General features: G+C 72.1%; 18 protein-coding genes and 2 pseudogenes. 4 read left to right on the top strand and 16 right to left on the bottom strand.

Annotation, left to right across the window (positions count from 1 at the left end; all coding sequences use genetic code 11):
• Together ACIQ9P_RS32485 and ACIQ9P_RS32480 are read right to left on the bottom strand one after the other, a co-directional pair.
• Positions 1 to 422, bottom strand: a pseudogene (locus ACIQ9P_RS32485) (hypothetical protein); the annotation flags it as partial.
• 215 nt (positions 423 to 637) lie between these two features.
• Entirely contained in the window at positions 638 to 1,135 is a 498-nt protein-coding gene (locus ACIQ9P_RS32480) for a hypothetical protein (protein WP_402364306.1), read from the bottom strand.
• A gap of 315 nt (positions 1,136 to 1,450) precedes the next feature.
• Between ACIQ9P_RS32480 and ACIQ9P_RS32475 the strand changes: the two genes are divergently transcribed.
• Positions 1,451 to 1,774, top strand: coding sequence for a trypco2 family protein (locus tag ACIQ9P_RS32475; RefSeq protein ID WP_402364303.1), 324 nt, complete (start codon positions 1,451 to 1,453; stop codon positions 1,772 to 1,774).
• A gap of 14 nt (positions 1,775 to 1,788) precedes the next feature.
• A complete protein-coding gene (locus tag ACIQ9P_RS32470) occupies positions 1,789 to 4,269 on the top strand; it encodes a serine protease (protein ID WP_402364300.1) in 2,481 nt (826 codons plus the stop codon).
• A 79-nt stretch (positions 4,270 to 4,348) separates the two neighbouring features.
• Here the strand turns inward: ACIQ9P_RS32470 and ACIQ9P_RS32465 are convergent, their stop codons facing one another.
• Complete coding sequence (locus tag ACIQ9P_RS32465) at positions 4,349 to 5,824, bottom strand: MFS transporter (protein WP_402364297.1); 1,476 nt, start codon at positions 5,822 to 5,824, stop codon at positions 4,349 to 4,351.
• 686 nt (positions 5,825 to 6,510) lie between these two features.
• Between ACIQ9P_RS32465 and ACIQ9P_RS32460 the strand changes: the two genes are divergently transcribed.
• Positions 6,511 to 7,044: a hypothetical protein gene (locus ACIQ9P_RS32460; RefSeq protein ID WP_402364294.1), complete on the top strand. Its 534-nt coding sequence runs from the start codon at positions 6,511 to 6,513 to the stop codon at positions 7,042 to 7,044.
• Between the two features lie 9 nt (positions 7,045 to 7,053).
• Here the strand turns inward: ACIQ9P_RS32460 and ACIQ9P_RS32455 are convergent.
• The 13 genes and pseudogenes from ACIQ9P_RS32455 to ACIQ9P_RS32395 form a co-directional block, all read right to left on the bottom strand.
• Positions 7,054 to 7,221 (bottom strand): annotated as a pseudogene (locus ACIQ9P_RS32455) (transposase); the annotation flags it as partial.
• Positions 7,222 to 7,374: 153 nt separating this feature from the next.
• Positions 7,375 to 8,646: a hypothetical protein gene (locus ACIQ9P_RS32450; RefSeq protein WP_402364291.1), complete on the bottom strand. Its 1,272-nt coding sequence runs from the start codon at positions 8,644 to 8,646 to the stop codon at positions 7,375 to 7,377.
• A gap of 502 nt (positions 8,647 to 9,148) precedes the next feature.
• Positions 9,149 to 10,558, bottom strand: a complete 1,410-nt coding sequence (locus ACIQ9P_RS32445) for a BTAD domain-containing putative transcriptional regulator (protein ID WP_402364288.1) — start codon at positions 10,556 to 10,558, stop codon at positions 9,149 to 9,151.
• A 38-nt stretch (positions 10,559 to 10,596) separates the two neighbouring features.
• Positions 10,597 to 11,433 carry an aldo/keto reductase gene (locus ACIQ9P_RS32440; protein ID WP_402364285.1) on the bottom strand — a complete coding sequence of 279 codons (837 nt, stop codon included), beginning with the start codon at positions 11,431 to 11,433 and terminating at the stop codon, positions 10,597 to 10,599.
• Between the two features lie 268 nt (positions 11,434 to 11,701).
• Positions 11,702 to 12,496 carry an amidohydrolase family protein gene (locus tag ACIQ9P_RS32435; RefSeq protein ID WP_402364282.1) on the bottom strand — a complete coding sequence of 265 codons (795 nt, stop codon included), beginning with the start codon at positions 12,494 to 12,496 and terminating at the stop codon, positions 11,702 to 11,704.
• Positions 12,497 to 12,554: 58 nt separating this feature from the next.
• Positions 12,555 to 14,756, bottom strand: coding sequence for a prenyltransferase/squalene oxidase repeat-containing protein (locus tag ACIQ9P_RS32430; protein WP_402364279.1), 2,202 nt, complete (start codon positions 14,754 to 14,756; stop codon positions 12,555 to 12,557).
• 19 nt (positions 14,757 to 14,775) lie between these two features.
• Positions 14,776 to 15,279: a hypothetical protein gene (locus tag ACIQ9P_RS32425; protein ID WP_402364276.1), complete on the bottom strand. Its 504-nt coding sequence runs from the start codon at positions 15,277 to 15,279 to the stop codon at positions 14,776 to 14,778.
• A complete protein-coding gene (locus ACIQ9P_RS32420; RefSeq protein WP_402364273.1) occupies positions 15,279 to 16,511 on the bottom strand; it encodes a hypothetical protein in 1,233 nt (410 codons plus the stop codon). Before ACIQ9P_RS32420 ends, ACIQ9P_RS32425 begins: the two co-directional genes overlap by 1 nt.
• On the bottom strand, positions 16,508 to 17,443 hold the full coding sequence (locus ACIQ9P_RS32415; protein WP_402364270.1) for an acyltransferase: 936 nt from the start codon (positions 17,441 to 17,443) through the stop codon (positions 16,508 to 16,510). The genes ACIQ9P_RS32420 and ACIQ9P_RS32415 overlap by 4 nt, the downstream gene beginning before the upstream one ends.
• On the bottom strand, positions 17,440 to 18,309 hold the full coding sequence (gene rfbA / locus ACIQ9P_RS32410) for a glucose-1-phosphate thymidylyltransferase RfbA (RefSeq protein WP_402364267.1): 870 nt from the start codon (positions 18,307 to 18,309) through the stop codon (positions 17,440 to 17,442). The genes ACIQ9P_RS32415 and rfbA overlap by 4 nt, the downstream gene beginning before the upstream one ends.
• 52 nt (positions 18,310 to 18,361) lie before the next feature.
• Positions 18,362 to 19,336, bottom strand: a complete 975-nt coding sequence (gene rfbB, locus ACIQ9P_RS32405) for a dTDP-glucose 4,6-dehydratase (RefSeq protein WP_402364264.1) — start codon at positions 19,334 to 19,336, stop codon at positions 18,362 to 18,364.
• Between the two features lie 344 nt (positions 19,337 to 19,680).
• Positions 19,681 to 20,247, bottom strand: a complete 567-nt coding sequence (locus tag ACIQ9P_RS32400; RefSeq protein WP_402364261.1) for a nuclear transport factor 2 family protein — start codon at positions 20,245 to 20,247, stop codon at positions 19,681 to 19,683.
• Between the two features lie 313 nt (positions 20,248 to 20,560).
• Entirely contained in the window at positions 20,561 to 21,154 is a 594-nt protein-coding gene (locus ACIQ9P_RS32395) for a TetR/AcrR family transcriptional regulator (RefSeq protein ID WP_402364258.1), read from the bottom strand.
• 265 nt (positions 21,155 to 21,419) lie between these two features.
• Here ACIQ9P_RS32395 and ACIQ9P_RS32390 point away from each other — a divergent pair, with 265 nt between their 5' ends.
• Positions 21,420 to 22,649, top strand: coding sequence for an MFS transporter (locus tag ACIQ9P_RS32390; protein ID WP_402364255.1), 1,230 nt, complete (start codon positions 21,420 to 21,422; stop codon positions 22,647 to 22,649).
• The last annotated feature ends 19 nt before the right edge of the window (positions 22,650 to 22,668 follow it).

Here is a 22,668-nt window from a genome sequence, read left to right as displayed (position 1 = left end):
TCCACCCACACCAGCACGTCCACCCCGTCGGTGTGGGCCCGGTGGGCGCACACGGCGGCGAGCTGCGACTTGCCGACACCCCCGCCACCGGACAGTACCCGGGTGAGGACCACGGTGGTGTTGCGTTCCCGGGCCGGGTCGATCTTCTCCTGCAGGCCGGGGCGGGACTGGAATGCGGAGGCGAGCGGCGGAGCGGTGCCGACCCTCACCGGCCGCCGCACCGGCCCGGGCAGCAGCGCCGGGTGGTTGTGGTGGTGGGTGACCGTCATGTTCCCGGCCTGGTAGACATCACCGCGGACGGTGCTGTTCTCGATCCGGTTGTCCACCTCGGTGTGCTCGACCCGGCTGCCCGCCCCGATCGCGGAGTGGGTGATGTCGCGTCCGGCACCGACGGATCCCTCGCCCGACACATCGACCCGCACCGAGGACGACGTCGCCGGGCTCCCTGTGCCCGCCGGGGTCGGGGGCGCGTCGCCGGGGCCGGCCGGGGCAGGAGTCGCGGCATCGCCTTCCACTCGGGGCGCCGGTTCGCCCTGCCCAGCCGCGTGGACGTGGCCGGTCGTGCCGGTCGGGTCGCCGGCAGCGGGGGTGCCGGTGTGTTCGCCGGGTTTCCTGCGCCACGGCCAAGGCGGTGGTGTCACGGCCGGTTCCCGTTCAGGTCGATGCCGTGGATATCGCCGCCGGCCCCGACGGAGCCGGGTCCGGTGACGCGGACGTCGCGCCTGTCGATCCGCGGCGCGACACCGCCGTTGTCGTCGGGCGCGGTCGGTCGTACGGTCCCGGCCGCGGTGATGTCGCCCCCGGCACCGACACCGCCTCCCTCGACCCGGACCCGGACCTCCCGCACAACACCATCCCCGGCACCGTCGCCACCGCCGGCCACCGCAGGGGAACCGCCACGGTCACCCGTGTCCGGCGCCCCGGTCCCCGACACAGCCGCCACACCCGCCGCAGGCGGGCGTTCGCGCAGCGGAGTCCGGACCGTGAACGCCAGACCCACCAGAGCGAGAACCGCGCCGACCACGCTCGCGACCTTGTCCGCCGTCTCCAGATCCACCCACAACGCCACCGCGACCAGTCCGGCCCCGGCCGCCGCGCAGAGCCCGGCCACCGCCCACCACACCCATCGACGCATCCACACCCGCCCCCTCACCGACTCCCCGACCGCACAGCCCCCGTGGCCGCAAGTGTCCCACGACCCGGACGGCGAACCACCAAACGGACCGGTCCGCCAGCTGCGGGATACCGATCCACCGCCACGGCGAGACCGATGTCCACGCCCGCGCTCCGTGCAGGGCCACGGTGACGGAACGGTGAGCCCCGAGGACCCGCCGGGCCGACCACAGGCTCAGGCACCGCTGTGCGGTGTGGGTTCTCCGGTTCTCGGAGTGTGATGTGCACGCCACAGATACGCTGATGGGTCCGGACAGGTGAAGATCATGGGGGGATCATGGAATTCGACGGAACGGAACTGTCCGAGGCGATCGCCGCCGTCCGCGCGGGGCTGGTCGCCGCTCAGCGCAGCGGAGCGGACTCCGAGATCCGGTTCACGGTGAAGGATGTCGTGGTGGACCTGGGGCTGGAACTGCGCCGCGTTGGCGGTGCTGGTGGCGGCGTCAAGGCGTTCGTCTTCTCCGGCGAGGCCCGGGCCGAGCAGTCGAACGGGCGGACTCACCGGCTGACCGTGACGCTGGGGGTCGTCGGTGGCGATGCGGTGCCGATCAGCGGTAGCGGAGAAGTCGGCCTGCCGGAGGGCGGCTACTCGCTGCGGTAGCAGGGGCGTCGTCGGTGTACTGGGAACGGGCCGTTGCCGTGGAGTGTTCGGGGCGGGTCGGCACCGGGTGTGTGGTCGCCCCGGGCCTGGTCCTGACCGCGCTTCACGTGGTCAGGAGCGCCGGGTCCCGTCAGGCACCGGGGTGTTGCACCATCAGCCTCATCGGCGGACACGGGCGTGCGGCGGCCGAGATCGCCTGGCACCTCGGCGACGCCGCGCTGCTTCGATTCCGGCCGGGTGACCTGCCACGCGAGTTCGCTCCGGTCCGGTGGGGCGAAATCGTGTGCATCAGCCCGTCACGACAGGCACGCTGCGTCGCCGTAGGCATTCCCGACGCGGCCAGACGCGGGGAAGGCCGGCGCGAACCCGAGGTCGTGGAAGGACACATCAACGCGGTCGACACGGGCGGCACCTTCTACAGCCTCCAGGCCGACAGCGCTGTCCCCGCCGACAGCCCCGCGTCCGGCACCTCTCCGTGGGCCGGCATGTCCGGCGCCGGGGTGTTCCACGAGGACCTTCTCGTCGCCGTCGTGCAGCAGGCCCTCCCGGGGCGGGCGAACGCCCGCCTGGAGGCCGTCCCCGCCCGCCTCCTCCTGGACGACCGCAGGTTCTGCGACATCGTGGAACAAGCCGGCGGCACACGCCCGCAGTTGGAACCCGCCGATCTGCACGCCCTCTTCGAGGGCACTCCACAGCCCGCCGCGGCCGCCTCCTACCTTCTGGCCGCACGCTCCGAGACCGTCGAGTTCACCGGCCTGGACACCGAGCTGCAGTTCCTGCACGACTGGTGCCACGGCACGCAGGCCGTCGACGTGGCCGTCGTACGCGGCTCCGGAGGGGTGGGCAAGACACGCCTGGCCGTCGAGCTGGCCCGCCGCTTGGCCGACCGCAGACCCCAGGCCGAATCGGCAGCCGACACCGCGAACTTCGCATGGTCGACCGGGTTCCTCGACACCAGCACCAAGTCCACGCCCCACCACGACTACCCGATGCTGCGGCACCTGATCCGTCCCGCCCTGGTCGTCATCGACTACGCCGAGTACCACCTCGAGCAGATCACGGCACTCCTGGAGGCCCTGGCCGGCCACCGCGCCCCGGCCCACCGCATCCGCGTACTCCTGATCGCCCGCTCCACCCGCGACTGGTGGCCCAAGCTGCGGGCCCGGTTCCCCGCGATGGTCGGAGGCACGGACATCGCCCTCGCCACGGACAATCTGCTGCGCCAGCTGGACGTGAAGGAGCTGCGTGAGCACGCACGGATCTCGTTCGCCCGGCGTATCTCCGCCCTGCAATGGTCAGGAGTGCCCGGCGACTGGGACGCCGACAACCTTCTCGACCGGGTCGGCGACCATGGACCCTCGAACGGGGGCCAGGCGGAGGGTGAAGAGGCAACCGTCCTTTCCCTGCACATGGAAAGCCTGGCCTGGGTTCTGGTCGACAGGCCGCTCGAGGGCGACCTCGATCCGCGAGAGGTCCTGCTCTTCCACGAGGAGAGGTACTGGGACCGGGCCTCGGCAGCACTGTTCTCCCAGCCCCTCGACCCCGACTACCGAAAGGCACTCGTCGCCGTGCAGCGCCTGGCCGGTGCGACGGACCAGCAGGAAGCCGACGCCGCGATCCGTGCGGCGTGGGCCGCCCACTACGGCGACGGCCCCGACGCGCCGCGGCTGACGTCGGACGCGGTACGGCTCCAACGCCGGTTCCTCTCGACCGTCTACCCACCGACCGGGCGTGCCTACTGGGGCGGGGTGGGCCCCGACGCCCTGACCGCCGAACTCGTCAACGACGTCGAGGAGGACAGCAGCGGCGGGCCCGGAAACGGAACGTTCCTGTCCCGGACCCTCACCGACCCGCTTCTGTCACCGTCCCAACGTCGCCACTGCCTGGCCATCGTGGGCCGCAGTATCCTCAGCCGACCCGGCCTGGTCGACGTAGCCGCCGAGGCCGTGGCCTCCGGCCCGGCGCTACTGCACGAGGACGCCCAGAACCTGCTGAAGAAGCTGTCCGGCCCGGCGCACGACATCTGGCGCACCGCACTGGCCGACGCGCGGCAACGGTACGAAGCCCCCGGCCCCGCCGCCGCGAGCCCTCCTGCAGGAAATCCGTCCCAGGAGCGTGTCACACCGGCTGCGGAACCTTCCCTCCCTCCCGCCCCTCACCCAGTTGTCGTTGCACTCCCGCGGCCTGTTCGCGGCACTGCCCGCCCTCCGGAACCGCCGTCTCCTGGGAGCCCGCCACCGCAGCCAATAGGGACCGGGACAGAAGCAGCCCCCGACGCCCTGGCCACGCCGCACGTTCTTCACCGGCCTGCGCCCACAGCCCCGCCCTCTCGCGCGAAACGCAGACCGCACCCCGCCGGAATCCCCCGGCGCACGGTCCCGGTGACCATCCGTGACTACCTGGGACTCGACGCCCACGGCATGAGGCGAGTTCTGCCCGCCTTCCTGGTCCTTTGCGTCGTCCTCCTGTTCATCCTCCTCCGGCAGACCGGGTGACCCGGGAGGGCATCCGACCGCGACCGGCGCCCCGTCGGGAGGAGCGGGGCCGCCGGTCGCGGTCGAGGCACCGGAGGGGTCAGGCGGGGTGCTCCTCGGCGCTGTGGGAGTCGGTGAGGGTGAGTGCGCCGAATGCGGTGACCAGGCCGACGATGACCGCCAGCACGGCGTAGGTGATCCGCTCGCCGTGGAAGAAGGAGTGGACGAGGGCGCTGTCCCAGGTGCCGGCGGGGAGCTGGGTGGTGACCAGGGCGGCGATCAGGGTGCCGACGACGGCGGTGCCGAAGCTGCTGCCGACCTCCTGCGCGGTGTCGTTGAGGGCGGTGCCGATCGAGGTGCGGTTCTCCGGCATCTTCTCGACCAGGGCGATGGCGCAGATGGTCATCACGGTGCGCAGGCCGACGGTCATCACGACCATGCAGACCGCGATGGCGGCGTAGCCGTGCGAGACACCCCAGGCGAGGCCGGCCAGGGAGCCGGCCAGGCAGGCGGCGCCGACCAGGCAGGCGATGCGGTGGCCGTAGCGCTTGGCGAGCCACTCGGACAGCGGGGTGGCGGCGAGCATGGTGACGATGATCGGCAGGTTGGCCAGGCCGGCCTTGACCGGGCTCCAGCCGTAGGCGTACTGGAAGTGCAGGATCAGGCCGAACATGACGGCGGCCATGGCGATGGCGGTGCCGATCTGGGCGATGGCGGCGCCGCGGACGGTGCCGTTGGTGAACAGTTTCAGGTCGAGCATGGGGGCGGCGCTGCGGCGCTCGTGCCGGACGAACGCGAGGCCGGCGGCGAGGGCGCCGAGGATCGAGCCGATGGTGGGGGCGGCGGCCCAGCCGTGGTCGACGCCGCTGGTGAGCGAGTAGCAGGCGAGGCCGATGGTGGCGACGCTCAGCACGGCGCCGGGCAGGTCGAGCCGGTCGCGGGTGAGGTCCTCGGGCCGGTCGGCGGGGACGCCCAGGCGCACGCCGATGGCGGCGATCAGTGCGATCGGGGCGTTGACGAGCAGCAGCCACTGCCACTTGACGTGGGCCAGGGCGGTGCCGCCGAGCAGCGGGCCGAGGACGAAGCCGGACATGCCGACGACGATCATGACGGTCATCGCCCGCATCCGCAGTGCCGCGTCGTCGAAGAGCCGGAAGACCAGGGAGTTGGTGATCGGGGCCATGGCGGCGGCGGCGATGCCGAGGCCGGCGCGCAGGGCGATCAGCTGCCCGGCGCCGGTGACGAGGGCGACACACAGGCTGAGCAGGCCGAACACCGCGAGGCCGACCAGCAGGACGCGGCGGCGGCCGAGACGGTCGGCCATCGATCCGGCGGTCAGCAGCAGGCCGCCGAAGGTCAGCGAGTACGCGCCGGTGACCCACTGCAGCGCGGTGGTGCCGCTGCCCAGGTCGCGGCCGATGGTGGGCAGGGCGATGGACAGCAGCGTGTTGTCGACCATCTCGACGAAGAAGGCCAGGCAGAGCGCGGCCATCGGGATCCACGCCGCGCGCAGCGACGGATAGGTGCGCGGCGCCGCTGCTGGGGCGGCGGCGATGGTGGTTTCGGTGCCGGTCATGGCGGCCTTCTCTCGGGACGGGTGTCAGGACGGGTGTCGGTGGGCGTCGCGGTGCATCGATGCCGTCCGCACTGCCGCCCGTCTCCCCAGAGCCTGCGGGAGCGCGCCGACAGACCGCTGTCATCCCACTGACAGCCCCGACAGCCCGCCGACAGCGGGGGCGGGCTGTCACCAGGGGGCTCTCAGGCGTGCCGCCGCTGGAGACCGTCGACGACGTCATCACCCTGCTCGTCGCCACCAAGGTCCTCCACGAGATCCCGGACAGCTCCGGCCGGCCGCGCCTGCACCCGGCGCAGCCGCGCCGCAGCCCGGCCGACGCACAGCACGTCGGCTTGCGCGAATGCGAGGACGCGCGAACGCGAGGACGCCGACCAGGGTCCGCACCCGTACTCCCGGGCGGTCCGGCACCCGGAGGTCCCGAGCTCCAGGTCGAGGGAGGAGACCACCGGACGTTGATCGACAGTACGACCATGGCCCCGGCGAGCGCGCCGAGGCCGTTCGCAAGGTGGGTGCGATGGGTCGGCAGAGCCCGGACTTCGCCGCGGCACCACTCAAGTCAGCCGTGCAGAGACGCACTTGACGGTCTGTCAATGAAATGGTGAAGATGTGGCGGTCATCGCACCGTCAGGCGCCGGGCCGCCCCGGCGGATCGGTCGTCATCGCCCGTACCCGAGAGGTTTCCCGCCATGCGCAGGCCACTGGCCCAGGTGCTCACCGCCGCCCTCCTGTTCGTCGGCTCGCTGTCCGCCACAGGCGCTGCGGGCGCCGCCGGCGCCGACTCCGGCATCCGCCCTGCCCCGCCGGTGGGGCAGGGTCTGAACTCCCGCTACCTCTGTGTCCAGGCCCACGTGGCGGGCATCGGCTGGCAGGCCGACAAGACCTGCACCGGCACCATGGTGGGGACCACCGGGGAGGGCCGGGCGATCGAGGCCCTGCGGTTCGTCCCGTTCGGGATGAGCGGCCTCTGCGCGCGGGCCCACGTGGCCACCGTCGGCTGGCAGCCGTGGGTCTGCGTGCCGGACAACGTCACGCTGGAGGTCGGCACCACCGGCCAGTCGCTGGCGATCGAGGCGCTCGAGGTCCAGACCCAGAGCGCTTCGGTGGTGCTCAACGCGCACCTGAGCGGCTACGGCTGGCAGGGCCAGCGTGCCGGTGCGCGAGTGCTGGTCGGCACCACCGGTGAGAGCCGGGCCATCGAGGCCCTGACCGCCATCGGCTGACTGATCGTTTCAGAACGATCGCGAGAGCCGCCGCAGGCAGATGATTGCGCAGGCGAGTTCGAGGAGTCCCCGGCGGAGGCCGGCGCGTCGCTCGTAGCGGATGCGCAGGCGCTTGAACTGGTGGAGCCGGGCGAACGCGCGCTCCACGACCCAGCGCACTTTGCCGAGTCCGGGGCCATTGCCGCCCCGCTCGCGCTCCACCCGCACCAGGCCCTCGAACCGCCTCAGACGCGGCCCCGTGAACGTCTCCACCCACACCGGCCCGGCCCGGCCCGGAGAACCCCACCCACACCGGAGAAACACCCCGCACCCGACCTGTCGGAACGAGCTTCAGGAGCGCCACACCGTGGCGAGGTGCGCGGGGTAGAGGCTCCCTCCCCACCGGACCAGCGTGAGCCCGACGACCAGCCCCGCGTTGTTGACGAACAGGGTGGTGTTGGTGGTGCCGGTCGGGTCGAGGTCCGTGAGGGTACCGTCGGGGGCCCAGATCTTGCCCGCCTGGTACTGCCGGGCCGGGATGCCGTCCCAGGCGTAGCCGATCGCGGTGCCGGAGTCGTTGATCCCGACGGCGACCGACTTGGCGGCCGACGACGCGCCCAGGGCGAGCGGGGTGAGCGTACCGCCCGGGCTCCAGCGCGCGGCGGACGTACGGAGCGAGCCCGGGTCGGGCCGGTACTGGCCCACGACGGCGCCGGTGGCGTTGATCGCGAGCGGCTCGGCGTTCGCCCCCAGGTCGAGGATCGCCCCGCCGGACGACCGGACCAGGCCGTGCCGGACGACCCCGGTCGTGAGCGGCCGGTCGGCCACCCCGATCACCGTGCCGGCGTCGTTGATCCCGACCGGCCAGTCGCCGGACCCGCCGGTCGGGCCGGTCTGGAACGGGACGGGCGTGCCGTCGGGGCTCCAGAGCACTCCGTGGAACTTGCCCGTCCCGGTCCAGGAGCGGCCGATCGCGACCCCGGCGCTGTTCACGCCGACGGTCTCGCTCGTGGCGTCCCCGGGCAGCGGGGCGAGGACGACGACGGTCCCATCCGGGCGCCAGGCCACGGCACGCTGGGCGGCTCCACCACCGGAGATCCCGACCACGATGCCGCTGGCGCCGATCGCCGTCGGCCTGCTGTACAGGTCGCCGGGCAGCGGCAGCAGGGCGGTGGGTGTGCCGTCGGCGGCCCAGCGGACGGCGGTCGCCCGCGAGTAGTCCCGGGAGGCGGGCCAGGAGATGCCGATGGCGAGGTTCTCGTCGTTCACGCCCCGGGCCTGCGCGTGGTCCTCGCCGGGCAGCGGGGGCAGGGTGGTGGGGGTGAGGTCCGGGCTCCAGCGGATCGCGGCGTCGTCCCGGACCTGCCCGCTCCCGTACGCGTAGCCGACGACGAAGCCGCCGTTGTTGACCCCGGTGGGATCGCTGTACACCTTGCCGGGCAGACCGGACTGCAGGACGGTCGGCGTCGGGACGGCGGCTGCCGTGGACAGAGTGATGGGGGCGGCGGGAGCGGTGCGGGCGGACGCCGTCACGGGGGCGGCCCCCAGCAGCGCTCCGGCGGTGAGGGCGGCGGCAACGGCGAAGGCCGTTCGGCGGCCGGTCCGGGTGGTCCGGGTGGTCATGACACGGGTTCCCTGTCTGCTCGGCGACGTGTCGGCCCCGTCCGGCGGTAGCCACGCAGGACGGGCCGGTGGTGCGGTGGTACGGGGCGTGCCGTGGGCGAGTGGTGATGGGCGCGACTCTAGTGGCCAAGCCTGGCCTTCGCAGGTGAATCACCCGCTCCGGATGTGATAACCAAGGTGCTGATGGTTCAGAAGGTTCGATTCTTCCGGTCCGGGCTCGGCGCAGGCGCAGACAGGGGCAAGGGCGAGGGCGGGGCCGACGGCCGGGCGACCCGGACGCGCGGCCGTTCGGGCGACTCCAGCCGGCACCCCGTGCGCCGGCAGGCGACCCGCCGGGCCCATGGGCCCGGGCCGGAATCGCCCACCCCGGGACCCTGCTTCTCCATTTCCGCCGGCCGACAGCCGGGGAATGGGGAGTGCAGCGGAATGGACGATCCGTCAGGGGCGGTCCTCACAAGAGGGTCCGGCTGGAGAGCCGATTCGTGACAGAGCCATGTGCGGATCAGAGGATGACCCGCCCCTGGGGCGGGGTGAGCATCACGACGCGCAGGTTCGGGTTGCCGGCGGGCATCAGCAGGTGGGAGACCACCTGTACGGGCGCCGGAGTGATATGCGGGACGTTGACGGTGTACTTGTGGTTCTCCCGGGTCTCCACCTCGATCGCGTCTCTTATGAGGGCGGCGGAGGTTCCATGCGTGTCCTTGAACGTGCGCAGGATGGAGCTCAGGGTCGGGTCGCCGGGGTACTTGGCCAGGGCGAGCTTCAGCATGCCGAGGCAGACCAGGACGTGGCTGTCCCAGTCGTGCAGGGTGACCGGGGCCAGGGGGTCGGTCAGCGCCCACCGCATGATGTTGGCGTTCTCGGCGGCCATGCAGGGGAACCAGCGCTCCATCGCGTGGTTGCAGTGCAGCACGTTCCAGCGGGAGTCCATCACGTAGCCGGGGTTCGGTTCCTGGCCGCGGAGAAGGTCCTTGATCCAGTCGGGCACCTGTGGCGTGGTCCGGTCGGCCGGGCGGCGCACTCTGGGCAGGAGGGGGAACAGGTCCGGAGCCAGGTTGTTGGCGGTGGCCCCCAGGGTGCGGTATCGCGCCTGGAGGCGCGGAGAGGGCCGCACGCCCAGCGATCTGGAGAGGATCTTGCAGAGGTTGTTGTACTCGTCCAGCGCCTCCAGGACCCGGCCGGAGTTGGCCAGGGTGGTCATCAGGAGGTCCCACAACCGCTCCTCCAGCGGCCGCTGGGTGACCTCGCGGCGCAGCCGGGCGATCACCGAGGGCGCGCCGAGCCTCTTGACGGCCAGTTGGCACCATGCTTCGAGCGCGGCGTTGCGTTCCTCGTGCAGGGACACCGACTCGTTGGCGAAGGGGTGGCCCTCCAGGCCGTCCAGGGCCGGCCCGCGCCACAGGTCCAACGCGTCACGAAACTGTTCGAGCACCGCTTCCTCCCCGTCGCTCTGGAGCAGGATGTGGGCGCGGCGGATCGCGTCCCGCCACAGCACGACGTCGCTCTGCTGGGCATTGAGCATGATGCGGTAACCGCCCGGCTCGGTGCGGATCAGGTCCTTGCCGCCGGGCAGGCCCTGGCGCAGCTTGGAAATGATCTTGCGGATCTGCTCGATCGCGCTCTCCGGCTCGCTTCCGCCCCAAGTCGACTCGATCAGGCGGTGGTTGGGGATCACGTGCGGGGACGACAGCACGAGGTGGACCAGGACCCGTCTGGTGGCCTCGCCCCGGATCTGGACGGGCTCGCCGTTGATCCAGATGGCCGGCGCGCCCAGCAGACTGACGTAGAACGTCTCCCTCGCGGGGGTCTCGGCGGCCCCCGCGGCCCCAACGGCGACCAGGGCCGGGGCAGGGCCCGCGTGGACAGGAGGCGGGGAGCCCGCTGCGGCGAGCGCGGCGGTGGAACCGTTCATGGGATCGATCCTTCCGTCAGTGGCGGCGATGGACAGGGTCAGGCGAACAGGTCTGCCAGTGCGGTGCGCTGATCCTCGGTCAGCGGTGGCGCGGAGCCCGCCGCGATGTTGGAGAGCAGGTGCACGGGGTCGATGGTGGCGGGCAGGGTGACGTTGACCCGCTGGTCGGACAGTCCCCAGCGGAGCAGGGCCTCGGCGGGCCCGGCGCAGCCGGCCGCGGCCAGTCGGCGGCGGTCCGGGGTCCGGCCGAGCAGTCCGCCCTCGGCGAAGGGCCGCATCACCAGCACGCCGATGCCCAGTTCCTGGGCCAGCGGCAGGATGCGCCGCTCGACGGCGCGTTCGCGCGGGTTCAGCGGGATCTGCACGGCGTCGAAGAGGCCGGTGCGCATGGCCTGCTCCAGTTCGGCCGCGGTGCCGCCGCCGAAGGCGTGGTCGCGCCAGTACGTCAGGCCGAGTCGGCCGATCCGGCCGCGCTCGCGTTCCTGCTGGAGCCACCCGCGGTGGTTGCGCCAGCCGATCAGGTGGTGGAGCTGGAGCAGGTCGACACGGCCGTCGAAAAGACGCAGCTGGTTCTCGAACTGGCGCCGGCCGTCGGCGGGCCCGTCGGCCCAGATCTTGGTCGCGACGAAGGCATGCTCCCGGGCCGCGCCCAGGGCGCGGGCGAGCACCTCCTCGGAGCGCCCGTAGACCGGCGCGGTGTCGAAGACCCGCACTCCGTGGGTCAGCGCCAGCTCGACGACCTCCCGAGCCAGGTGCTCGCGTGCGACGGGGAGGTCGAAGCGGCGCCAGGTGCCGAGCCCGACGCAGGGAAGAGTGGGGCCGGACCGGCCAAGGCGGCGCCCTGGCAACGATGGTGACGGCTCGTCAGCTTTCATGGAGGATGCCATGCTCAAGACTTACTCAATCGATGGTTTTAATGCAACTGGTTGGTTTAAATAACGGACCGTGACGACCGCGATGGCGTGCGCCGATGTGCGCGCGACTGGCTCCCGCCCGGTCGAATGTGACCCACACGACAACGGGGGCGGACGTGGGGATATCCGTCCACCCCCGCGAGGGTTCCTTGCCGACCTGCGCCGGGCCGTGCCGGGCCGTGCTGGGCCGTGCTGGGCCGTGCTGGGCCGTGCTGGGCCGTGCCGAGCGTCAGCCCGTGATGCCGAGCAGTTCCGCGAGGTTCTCCCCCATCACCCGGGCCCGGGCCGCGGCGTCCGGGATCATCCGCTCCACCAGGATCCGGTTGCTGTACATGTCGGCGAACGGGGTGTTGGAGCCGAACAGGCAGCGTTCGGGCACCTCGGCGGCGGCCAGCCGGGGGGCCAGCGAGACGAAGGAGGAGCCCAGGTCCAGGTAGAGGTTGGGGATCTCCTTGACCAGCTCGATGGTCTCCAGCCAGTTCAGGCCGCCCAGCACGCCGATGATCACCGGTACCGCAGGGAAGGAGCGGGCGAGCGCGGCGGTGGTCCGGATGTCCCCGGCGGTCTGCGGCACGAACCCGTGCACCAGGAGCGGCAGTGCCCGTCCGCCCACCGCCGCCTCGTGGACGGCCCGGAACACCGGCTCCAGCCGGTCGGCCTCGTCGGCGCCGAAGGTCAGCTCGCCGACACCCGCGTAGCCGGGCTCGACGACCTCCTGCTGGAGCGCCTTGACGGTCTCCTCGTACGGCAGGCCCACCTGGACCTTGCCGAAGGCGACGAACCGCTCGCCGCCCTCGGCAAGCGCCTCCCGGACCTCCCGGCCGGGCTGCTCGCGGCCGTCCGCCTCACCCTGCAGCACCCGGTGCAGCACGGACATCTCCCGCTTGAGCGAGGCGATGTCGGTTGCCCGCTCGATGTGCGGCAGGGTCGACAGCAGCACCGCGCGGTCGATGCCCGCCTCGTCCATCGCGGCGATCTGCGCCGAGGTCGGCAGGACGACGTGCTGGTGGCAGTCAAAGATCATCGGAAAGTCCCTCGGGTCGTGGTGGATCGGCGTGCGAGATCGACGGGATGACGGGCGCTCAGGTCATGACGACGGCCCAGTACGGGTTCAGCTTGCCCTCCAGCATGTGCAGCGCCTGGATCGCGATGAAGCCCTCGTCGGTGGTCTCCGAGGGGCCGCCGGGCAGCCGGCCGAAGCCGCCGTCCGCGCTCTGCCGGGCGGCGATCCAGGCCGTGCAGGCGACCGGGTCGACCGGCCGCGAGCCCAGCACGTAGAGCGAGGCGATGGCGTGGTACGAGCCGACGAAGCTTTCCGGGCCCGACGCTCGATAGCGGAAGCCGCCGGCCTCGGTCTGCAGGCCGCGCAGCCAGGCGACGGTCTCCTCGTGGCGCGGCGGCTCCAGGCCGAGCGCGATCAGCGTGTCGACCACCCGGAAGGTGGCGAAGGTGTCCGAGGGGTGGCCCGGCTGGTTGCCGTATCCGCCGTCCTGGTTCCGGCAGGCGGTGAAGTACGCGACCAGGTCGGCCTCCCGCCGCGGGCGCCGCCCCAGCGTCAGCAGGGCCAGGACGGCCAGGTTGGAGTGCCAGGCGTCGCCCGGGTAACCGGGGGCGTTGCCGAAGGCGCCCTCGGCGTGCTGGCAGGCTTGCAGGAAGGCCGCGCACTGCTCGGTGTCGTAGTGCGCGCCCCCGAGCACGGTCGCCGTCAGCACCGCGCAGTACGTGGTGAACGCCTCCGAGAGGAGGCTCGGCTGCTCACCGAAGCCGCCGTCCGGGTTCTGGGTCGCGCAGATGCCCGCCAGCAGCTGCTCGCGGTCGGCGATCGGCTCGTTCAGCGCCATCAGGTCGGAGACCACGTGCAGCACCGAGAAGGTCTGCGCGGTGCGGTCCGAGCGCAGGCCGAGCGGCGCGCGGTACGGCGTCAGCCCGTAGCCCAGGCCGGAGGCGGTCGAGCGCAGCCAGGCCAGGTAGGCGGGCAGGTCGATCAGTCCCTCGGACAGCGGCTCGCGCGAGACGTACGACAAGTCGCGCTCCAGCGGCCAGGGCTTGAGGGCGGGGGCGGGGCCGGGCGGGGCCGGCGCGGGCTGCTCGCGCTCTCCCAGGGCGGCCAGGGCCAGCAGCTGGGTGGTGGCGTGCTTCTCGTGGAACGGCACGTAGGCGGTGTTGCCCACCGAGAAGGCTCCGGTCGAGCGCGGCGGCACCATGACGTGGCGGGCGAGCGGGACACTGGCCTCCACCGGGGTGGAGAACCAGCTGCCCTGGCCCTGGAAGACCCCGCCCGCCTCGGAGTCGGTGTAGCGCCACAGCTCGGCGGCGGCCAGTGCCGACAGCCCCTTGGCCCACACGTCGTCGGACAGCTCCGCGACCCGGTCGGCGGCCAGCACCACGAGCGCGTGGTCGGGCATCAGCTTGGCCGGGAACGGCGAATCGGGGCGGCCGTACCGCGCCAGCAGCGGGTCGACCCGGGTCTGCGAACCGGCGTCCACGCGGTCCCACAGGCCACGGCCGCGAGTGTGTTCGTGGACGCCCAGGTGTCGCAGCACCTTGCGGGCGCGCTCCAGGGCGCCGCGCTCCGGCGAGCCGGCGACGCTCGTGCGCTCGTGCAGCGTGCACCAGGCCAGTACGGCGAGCGCGCCGGCACGCAGCCGGTACCCGTGGAAGGTGTCGGGCTCGCCGCGCGGGGTCAGCGCCGACCAGGCGCCGTCGGCGGAGTCGAACGCGGTCAGCCGGTCGGTGGCCGCCGTCAGGAACGAGGCCCAGAACGGATCGCCGTCGTCCACCGCGTGGACCGCCAGCACCAGCACCGCGACCTGCTCCAGCAGGGTCGCGCCGTCCAGCACGGTGGTTCCGTCGCGGTGCAGGCGGGCCGGCCAGTCGGTGGCGAGCACCGCCTCGGCCAGCGGGCGCAGCCCCGCGCGGGCCTTCTCGACGGAGGCCGGCTCGGCCAGCGCGGTGCCCGCGTGGTGCAGCGCCCACCAGGCCAGCGCCTGGGCCGCCGGGGTGCGCACGTCGCCGACCGGGTGCGGGGTGCCGGTGACGTCCAGCAGCTCGTGGAAGCCGGGCGCCTGCTCGTCCTGGAACCGGCCCAGGGCGGCCAGCAGAGCGCGGGTGCGCTCGGCGTCCTCGGCGCGTCCGAGCACCAGAAGGGCCAGTGCCGCGTCCCGCAGGGTGCGGTCGACGGTGACCGGGTCGGCGGCGTCCCGGCCCAGGACGGCCGGGACGTGACTCTGCGCGTCCAGGAAGTTCTCGGTGAAGAAGGCTCGCAGGGACGGGGGTCGGGTCATCGGGACTCCTCGGTGGGTCTCAGGCGGCGTCGGGAAGCGGCACGTACCGCGGGCTGAAGCGTTCGTGGACGTACAGGTGTGCGCCGTCCTCACTGCGGATCAGGTACTCCTTGTAGGCACACGGCTCGTCGTCCGGGCTCCAGCGGTCGGTTCCGCGTCCGAGCAGCTGACGGTGCTGCAGGATCCGGGCGTCACGCAGCCGGTTGCCGAGCGGCACGGCGTCCTCGGCGGTGACGGACCAGCCGCGTGGGGAAGCGGTGAAGACCACGACGTTGCGGCTGACCACCTCGCCCTGGTCGGTGACCAGCGCCGAGTGGCGCTCGACCGCGGTGCGCTCGGGGCCCAGCCCGAGCGCCGCGACCGCCCGCGGCGGCGCCTGGCGGGCGCCGACCCGGTGCTGGAGGGAGACCCGCACCGCCAGCCGGCGGCCCAGGAGCGACTCCAGCAGCACCGTGGTGGAGCCGTCGCTGGCCAGCAGCATCCGGGTGGCGACGGGCAGCTGGACGGTGGTGGGCGCGGCCATCACCGGGCGCGGCCGGCGGCCGCCAGCAGGTGCCGGGCGGCCAGCGCGGTGCCCGGGCCGTCGGGAGCGACCGCGAGCTGGGCCGGCGTGGGCGCGTCGTGGTCGGGCCGTACCGCCAGCAGCGGGGCGACGGTCCGGGCCAGTTGCTCCGCGGTGGGCTCGACACAGGTGGGGAAGCCGAGCCGGTCGAGCCGGCGCGCCGCCTCCACCTCGTGGTACTCACTGAGGCTGCCGAGCACGAACACGGTCGGGATTCGCATCGTGGCCACCTCCGTGACGGTGATCCACCCCGGGGCGGACAGCAGCACGTTGGACTCGCGCAGCAGCGGCATCCATTCCGGCAGGTAGGGCAGCTGGATCACCGACTCCGGGGCCGGCACCGGTTCCCGGCCCAGCAGCACGAACTGCAGGTCGGGGTACTGCTCGCGGAGCAGTTCGTAGGCCGCCAGGTAGCAGTCGATGACTTTCTGCTTGTTCTCCAGGAACATCGTGGTGCCGCCCACCGAGCCGACCATCAGCGGCCCCTGGGGGATGCCGAGGTCGGCCCGGACCTTGGCGCCGTTCCCGGGCGGCGGTACCCGGCGCACCATGGGACCGGTGAAGACCGCGTTGCCGCCCGGGCCCAGCGCCCGGGCCAGCGCGGTGCCCTCGTCCAGCTCGGCGACCAGCGGCTTGTCGGTGAGCACCACCTCGGCGCCCGAGACGATCCACTCGAAGCAGGCGTGCAGGGCCTGCCGGCCACGCCGAAGGTCTTCCGGCTCGATGTCGAAGCCGCCGTCGATCAGGGTCCGGTCGTCGAGCTGGTACAGCGTGAAGTCGTACCGCTCGGTGATCAGGGCGTGCGGCGCGCCCAGGATTTCGGCGGCCATGCTGGCGGACATGTTGTAGTCGCTGACCACCAGGTCCGGCCGGTGGTCCTGGATCACGGCCAGGTACCGCAGGATGCGCTCGCCGTTGACGAAGGCCGGGGCGAGGTAGCCGCCGATGTAGCCGTCCCAGTCCATCCGGTGGCCCAGGTTGCTCTTGGTCGCGTAGTCCACCGGCCGGCCGGCCTCCAGGTCCACCACCGTCACCCCGGCCTCGGCGAACAACGGGGTGAAGGTGGACTGCAGGGAGCCGAGCAGCACGGTCAGTTCGGCGTCGGGCTGCTGGGCGCGGATCTCCCGGGCCAGCGACAGGACGCGCATGTTGTGTCCCGAGCCGGTGGCGGCGGGAGCTAGGAGGATCTTCATCGCGGACTCCTGATGTCGGAAGGGGCGAGAACGCCGGAGGTGGTACGGCCGGCCGGCACGTCGTCCACCACGATCGCGCCGTCGGCCACCCGGGCCCGGTCGCCGATAGTGCGGGGGCCGATGACGGTCACGCCCGTGCCGATCCGCACGTCCGCGCCGATCGAGACCGGGCCGGCCTGCCAGCGCAGCGAGCGGCGGTCCAGGTCGTGGCCGCTGGACAGGATCTGGACGTCGGCTCCCAGCACGCTGCGGGCGCCGACCACGATTCCGCCGCCGCCCTCCAGGACGGCCTGGGCGCCGATCCGCACGCCGGGGCCGAGCACGATGCCGCCCAACGGCGACGGCCCGTCGGGGCGTCCGAGCGCGATCAGGCCGGGCCCGATCCGCACGCCGTCGCCTCCGCTGAACTCGGCGTCCAGCAGCCCGCCCGGGCCCACCCGCCAGGTCGGCGGAAGGGTGACCCGGCGGGGGCCGCGGCGGCGGACCAGGGCGACGATCGGCGCGGGGTCCGGCAGGCCGTCCTCCACCGGCGTCCGGCGGCGCAGGATCCGCGCCGGGCGGCCCACCACGACGGTGTCGTCGGCGACGTCCCCGGTGACATGGGCGCCGGCCGCCACCACGGCGCCCCGGCCCAGCCGGACGCCGGGGGCGACCACGGCGCGGGCGGCGATCCAGGCGCCGGGCCCGACGGTGACCCGGGCGCCGCCCACCGCCCCGACCCGGGCGAGGGAGGCGACCATGGCGCCCGGCCCGAGGTCGGCGGCGGCGATCTCGCCGAGGAAGCCGACGAAGACTCCGGCGGCCAGGATGCTGTCGTGCAGGCTCGCGCCGTGGCGCACCCAGCAGCCCGGCCCCACGGTCGAGGCGTGGGTACGGGCCCCGGGCTCCACCAGTGCGGTGTCGTGCGGCACGGTGTCGCTCGGCGAGGTCATACGCCGGCCAGTTCCAGGACGTACTGGCCGTAACCGGAGGACGGGGAGAGCTTCTTGCCGACCAGTGCGAGCTGCTCCCGGTCGATGAAGCCCATCCGGTAGGCGACCTCCTCCACGCAGGAGATCCTGATGCCCTGGCGCTTCTCCAGGATCTGGACGAAGGTCGATGCCTCCAGGAGGCTGTCGTGGGTGCCGGTGTCGAACCAGGCCGCGCCTCGCCCGAGGTTGACCAGCCGGGCCCGGTTCTCCCGTACGTAGGTCAGGTTGAGGTCGGTGATCTCCAGCTCGCCGCGGGCCGACGGGGTGAGCCGGGCGGCCCGGTCCAGGGCCTCGTTGCGGTACATGTACAGACCCGTGACGGCCAGGTTGGATCTGGGCCTGGCCGGCTTCTCCTCCAGGCCGACGATCGCGCCGTGCTCGTCGGTCTCGGCCACGCCGTAGCGCTCGGGGTCGCTGACCGGGTAGCCGAACAGTGTGCAGCCGTCGAGTCGTTCGACCTCGCGGCGCAGCATGGACGGCAGCTCGTTGCCGTAGAAGATGTTGTCGCCCAGCACCAGGCAGAGATCCTCGGTGCCGACGAACTCGCGGCCGATCAGCAGCGCCTGGGCGAGCCCGCCGGGGTGTTCCTGGACGGCGTAGTGCAGATCGATGCCCAGGTCCCTGCCGTCGCCGAGCAGTTCGCGGTAGACCCTGAGGTGGTGCGGGGTGGAGATGACCAGGATCTCCCGTATCCCGGCGTGCATCAGCACCGAGAGCGGGTAGTAGATCATCGGCTTGTCGTAGACGGGCAGAAGTTGCTTGGAGTGGACGTTGGTCAGCGGACGCAGTCGGGTGCCGGACCCGCCGGCGAGGATGATGCCACGCATGTGCTCTTCCTTCCTGCTGCGGAGGGGCGTGTCTTGCGGAACCCGGCCGGGATCAGCCGGTGTTCGCCAGCAGCGGCTGCCACCAGGCGGTGTTCTCCCGGTACCAGGCGATGGTTCGGGCGATGCCGTCCTCGAAGGTGACCCGCGGCCGGTAGCCGAGGCGGCGCAGCTTGCTGTCGTCGAGCGAGTAGCGGCGGTCGTGGCCCTTGCGGTCGGCGACCGGGCGCACCGAGCTCCAGTCCCGGTCCATCGCGCGCAGCAGGACCTCGGTGAGCTCGCGGTTGGTCAACTCCCGGCCGCCGCCGATGTTGTAGACCTCACCGGGGGATCCCTGCTCCAGCACCAGCTGGATGCCCCGGCAGTGGTCGTCCACGTGCAGCCAGTCGCGGACGTTCAGGCCGTCGCCGTACAGCGGGACGGTGCCGCCCTTCATCAGTGCGGTGACGAACAGCGGGATGACCTTCTCGGGGTACTGGTGCGGACCGTAGTTGTTGCTGCAGCGGGTGATGCTGACGTTCAGGCCGTGAGTGCGGGCGTAGGAGCGCACCAGCAGGTCGGCGCTCGCCTTGGCGGCCGCGTACGGGGAGTTCGGCTCCAGGGGCCACTCCTCGGTCCAGGATCCCTCGGCGATCGAGCCGTACACCTCGTCGGTGGACACGTGCACAAAACGCGCCAGGCCCTCCTGCAGGGCGGCCCGCAGCAGGTTGTGCGCACCGACTATGTTGGTGTGCACGAATTCGGTGGAGTTTCCGATCGAGCGGTCCACGTGGGATTCGGCGGCGAAATTCACCACCGCGTCCGCCTCGGAAACCAGCTTGGGAACCAGCGTCTCGTCGGCGATGTCGCCGTGGACGAAACGCAGCCGGCTGTCGGTGGAGACCGGAGCGAGATTCTCCAGATTCCCGGCATAGGTGAGTTTGTCCAGAACGGTGATACCGGTCACATAAGTGTCCAGGTCGCCGGTGAGCAGTCGGCGGACGTAGTTGCTGCCGATGAATCCGGCACCGCCGGTCACCAGAATTCGCATGGGGAGGGCTCCTCCGGTAGCTGTCGATGAGGCGCCGGACTGAGCGCCGTCCAGGGCTGGGATGTCGCGACAACCTGCCACCAAAGGCCCAACAGCTCCCTCGGGGGTGGTACCCATCGAAACAGTGGAACGTTCTTCCGCCCTACCGCCGACCTACCGTTCGTATACCGGAATATGCCGTGGAAACGGGTCGAAAGCAGCCGAAGCAGACCGGAAACGGTCGAAATGGCCCGGAACCCAAAAAGGAGCTCCCGCAGACCGCGGCGCCGGCCCGAAAGGGCGGCGCGGACAGTCCACGAGAGCTCCCGTGACGGACGACCGGTGGGGGAACCGGGGGCTTTCTCCTATTTCGGGTCCAACTGTGCCCGAAAGACGGCGTATTCGAAGTAGGCCGAGCACTCCTTGATCAGACCTTGCGAATCCAGCCGGAAGACGTTGATTCCGGACCAGTTGACCGGACGGTCGGACAGCGTCACCGCGGCACCCCGCCAGGAGACCGCGACGAAGTCGGCGGCGGCGTGCGCCTCCAGCGGGGTGATGCCCAGGAACGGGCGGAAATTCGCCAGGATCGAGGCCATGCGGGCCCGGATCGCGGCGCGGCCGGTGATCGGCGGCCGGCCCACCGGGTCACTGAGGACCCCTCCCTCGGCGAAGGCGGCCGCCCAGGCATCGGCATCGGCCCGCCGGGAGGCGTCGAAGAACCGCAGCACCGAGGCCGGCATGGCGGGGAACCCGCAGTAGTGGTGCGGCGCTCGGTGGTGCTTCGCCTCCGCGACGCCCGCGCCGCCGGCGGGCGCCGCGACGGCCTCGGTCGGCGCGGCCAGGGTGCCGGTCAGCGCGCCGGCGCCCAGCAGCGCGCCGAAGCCGAGGGCCTCGCGACGGCCGATGAGGGTCTGATCTGCCCTGCTCATGGGATGTCCACCTGTCTCTCGGTCATGGACCCGTCACCACACGGGCGCCGCTCCCCGGCCGGGCCGGGTCCCGCACGGCCGGACCGGGAACGGGGCCCCGCGGGGGTCGTCCGGACAGGCGGAATCTCGACCCGGAGATCCCGGGGAGCGGCTCTGGAGGCAGCCGGCCGGCGAAACCCACGCGCCGCCGCGGCTGCGACCCCAACCTAGGAGCGGTCCCGCCCCCGGACAAGCTTTTCGATGGACGTGGAAGTAACGGGAGTTCGGCCGCCGAGCCCGGGCGACACCGACCGGCCGACGGGCCCGGGCCGGGTCACTTCTGGTCGGCGATGGCCACGGCCGCGGCGATGGCCGCGGCCTTCACGCGCTCCAGGGCGCCCTCGTCCTCGCCGACGATCATGCGTCGGACCTGCGGGAGTCCGAGCGGCCAGCCCACCAGTCCGGTGAACATCAGCAGCAGGGTCGGCGCGTCGATCGCGGTGATCCGCTCGGAGGCGGCGGACCGGACCGTGTTCAGGTCAGCGGCCTTCTGCTGGTAGTGCGCCCGGCGCGACTCCTCGTCCGGAACGGCCCGGTCGCCGTACTCCAGCGCCTCCCACAGCAACAGCCGGGTCACCTCCGGGTGCTTCTGATGGTACGTGAACAGCCGGTCCAGGTAGTTGGCGACGTCCACCTCGCCCTCGGCGGTCGGCGGCGGCACGGCGGCCGCCAGCTCGCCCAGCGAACGCCTGAGCACCGTGGCGAAGAGCTTCTCCTTGTCGCCGAAGTAGAGATAGATCGCCTGCTTGTTGGCCTTCGCCTCCTGGGCGATCCGGTCCACGCGCGCGCCGGCGACGCCGTACTTCGCGAACTCGTCCAACGCCGCTTGGTAGATCCGGTTCCGGGTCTGCTCGGAGCGTGAGGTCATCGGCCAGGCACCTCGGGTCTTGGAAGGGGGAGGCAGGGAGACTGATCAGTTTAGGCGGCCGATCAGGCGAGACCAACCGGTTGAATTAAACCATCTGGTTGGTGTAGAACTCCTCGTGACACCGCCGTGACAGTCGGCTTCTCCTTCCGCCGGCACCACGGCCCGACTCAGTGTTCCGCCGTGACAGGGAGCCGTTCCTCCCCCGGCGCCCGCGCACCATCCGCTCGCTCACCCAATCCGCGTGACCCGTGACCAAGGATCTGTCATGACAGACACTCCGGTTCTTCCCCGCGACGTCGACGGACCGCCCGGCAAAACCGCCGTCCGCCCCCTGCTGTTCCTGGTGATGGCGGTGTGCAGCGGAGCCACCGTCGCCAACGTCTACCTGGCCCAACCACTGCTGAAACTGTTCAGCGACAGCCTGGGGATCTCGCACTCCTCGGCCGGAATCGTCGTCACCTGCGCCCAGTTCGGCTACGCGGGCGGCATCCTCTTCCTGGTCCCGATGGGCGACGTCCGCCGACGCCGGCCGCTGCTCGCCACCATGCTGTCCGTCACCACCGCCCTCCTGCTGCTGGCCGCCGCCGCCCCCGGCCTCGGAGTGCTGGCCGCCGCCACCGCCGCGATCGGCGCCGCCACCGTGATCCCCCAGGTCCTGGTGCCGATGGCCGCCGAGCTCGCTCCGCCGGAGAAGCGCGCCGCGGTGGTGGCCAACGTCCAGATCGGCCTGATGACCGGCATCGTCGGTTCCCGGGTGATCGGTGGCGCGGTCGGACAGCTGGCGGGCTGGCGCGCCGTGTACGTACTGGCCGCCGTGCTGACCGCGCTCACCGGTGCCCTCACGGTCTACCTGCTGCCCGATGAGGGCGCACGGCCGGCGATGAGCTACCGCAGCCTGCTGGCCTCGCTGCCCCGTCTGGTGCGCGACCAACCGGCCGTACGGCACGCCTGCGCCCTGCACGGAGCGCTGTTCGGCGCCTACAGCGCCACCTGGACCACCCTGGTGCTGGTGCTGACGAACAACCACTACGGCTACAGCAGTGCGGCGGCCGGACTGTTCGGCCTGCTGGGCCTGGCCGGCGCGCTGTGCGCGCCCTGGGCCGGACGCCGCATCGACCGCAAGGGCGCCCAGCCGATCATCATCGGTTCGCTGGTACTCACCCTGCTCTCGGCCGGCGCCTACGCACTGGGCGGCTCGCTGCTCGCCGCCCTGATCGTGGGCATCGTGCTCGCCAACGTCGGGGTGCAGTGGAGCCAGATCGCCAACCAGGCCCGGATCTTCGCCTACGTCCCCGATGCCCGCAGCCGCGCCAACACCGTCTACATGGTCGCGGTCTTCCTCAGCGGAGCGGTCTCGGCGGCGGTGGCCAGCGCCTGCTTCGACTCCTACGGCTGGGGCGGCGTCTGCGCGGTCCAGGCGGTCCTCGCGGTGATCGGCCTGCTGGTGGTCCCGCTGATGCGCCAGCACGACCGCCGCCACCCGGTGGCCGCCTGACCCGCACCCCGCACACCCG

Source organism: Kitasatospora sp. NPDC094019, from assembly GCF_044764505.1.
Taxonomy (GTDB): domain Bacteria; phylum Actinomycetota; class Actinomycetes; order Streptomycetales; family Streptomycetaceae; genus Kitasatospora.
This window is presented reverse-complemented; position numbering and strand designations above follow the sequence as displayed.

Excerpts from the sequence above, each read along its gene's own strand:
- ACIQ9P_RS32480 (WP_402364306.1), bottom strand. The coding sequence starts at position 1,135 with ATGCGTCGATGGGTGTGGTGGGCGGTGGCCGGGCTCTGCGCGGCGGCC.
- ACIQ9P_RS32475 (WP_402364303.1), top strand. The coding sequence starts at position 1,451 with ATGGAATTCGACGGAACGGAACTGTCCGAGGCGATCGCCGCCGTCCGC.
- ACIQ9P_RS32465 (WP_402364297.1), bottom strand. The coding sequence starts at position 5,824 with ATGACCGGCACCGAAACCACCATCGCCGCCGCCCCAGCAGCGGCGCCG.
- ACIQ9P_RS32460 (WP_402364294.1), top strand. The coding sequence starts at position 6,511 with ATGCGCAGGCCACTGGCCCAGGTGCTCACCGCCGCCCTCCTGTTCGTC.
- ACIQ9P_RS32450 (WP_402364291.1), bottom strand. The coding sequence starts at position 8,646 with ATGACCACCCGGACCACCCGGACCGGCCGCCGAACGGCCTTCGCCGTT.
- ACIQ9P_RS32445 (WP_402364288.1), bottom strand. The coding sequence starts at position 10,558 with ATGAACGGTTCCACCGCCGCGCTCGCCGCAGCGGGCTCCCCGCCTCCT.
- ACIQ9P_RS32440 (WP_402364285.1), bottom strand. The coding sequence starts at position 11,433 with ATGAAAGCTGACGAGCCGTCACCATCGTTGCCAGGGCGCCGCCTTGGC.
- ACIQ9P_RS32435 (WP_402364282.1), bottom strand. The coding sequence starts at position 12,496 with ATGATCTTTGACTGCCACCAGCACGTCGTCCTGCCGACCTCGGCGCAG.
- ACIQ9P_RS32430 (WP_402364279.1), bottom strand. The coding sequence starts at position 14,756 with ATGACCCGACCCCCGTCCCTGCGAGCCTTCTTCACCGAGAACTTCCTG.
- ACIQ9P_RS32425 (WP_402364276.1), bottom strand. The coding sequence starts at position 15,279 with ATGGCCGCGCCCACCACCGTCCAGCTGCCCGTCGCCACCCGGATGCTG.
- ACIQ9P_RS32420 (WP_402364273.1), bottom strand. The coding sequence starts at position 16,511 with ATGAAGATCCTCCTAGCTCCCGCCGCCACCGGCTCGGGACACAACATG.
- ACIQ9P_RS32415 (WP_402364270.1), bottom strand. The coding sequence starts at position 17,443 with ATGACCTCGCCGAGCGACACCGTGCCGCACGACACCGCACTGGTGGAG.
- rfbA (WP_402364267.1), bottom strand. The coding sequence starts at position 18,309 with ATGCGTGGCATCATCCTCGCCGGCGGGTCCGGCACCCGACTGCGTCCG.
- rfbB (WP_402364264.1), bottom strand. The coding sequence starts at position 19,336 with ATGCGAATTCTGGTGACCGGCGGTGCCGGATTCATCGGCAGCAACTAC.
- ACIQ9P_RS32400 (WP_402364261.1), bottom strand. The coding sequence starts at position 20,247 with ATGAGCAGGGCAGATCAGACCCTCATCGGCCGTCGCGAGGCCCTCGGC.
- ACIQ9P_RS32395 (WP_402364258.1), bottom strand. The coding sequence starts at position 21,154 with ATGACCTCACGCTCCGAGCAGACCCGGAACCGGATCTACCAAGCGGCG.
- ACIQ9P_RS32390 (WP_402364255.1), top strand. The coding sequence starts at position 21,420 with ATGACAGACACTCCGGTTCTTCCCCGCGACGTCGACGGACCGCCCGGC.